Annotated in this window: 1 pseudogene; it reads left to right on the top strand. The window is 61.2% G+C overall.

Features of this window, described 5'->3' with window-relative positions:
* Nucleotides 1–199 (top strand): annotated as a pseudogene (gene eno, locus VC352_RS25110) (phosphopyruvate hydratase); the annotation flags it as partial.
* Between the last annotated feature and the right edge of the window lie 33 nt (nt 200–232).

Raw genomic sequence — 232 nt, 5'->3', positions numbered from 1 at the left:
CGCCGTGATGTCGCACCGCAGCGGCGAAACCGAAGACAGCACCATCGCCGACCTGGCTGTTGGTACTGCTGCTGGTCAGATCAAGACCTGCTCGCTGTGCCGCTCCGACCGCGTGTCCAAGTACAACCCGTTGCTGCGTATCGAAGAGCAGATGGCCGGTAAGGCTCCGTACAAGTGCCGTGCCGAGTTCCGCGGCTAAGTACTGCGAACGAGAAAAGGGCGACGCAAGTCT

The sequence above is a fragment of the Pseudomonas sp. C11 genome, from assembly GCF_034683865.1.
Lineage (GTDB): Bacteria > Pseudomonadota > Gammaproteobacteria > Pseudomonadales > Pseudomonadaceae > Aquipseudomonas.
Note: the sequence above shows the minus strand (reverse complement) of the source record. Positions and strands in the feature narration are given on the sequence as shown.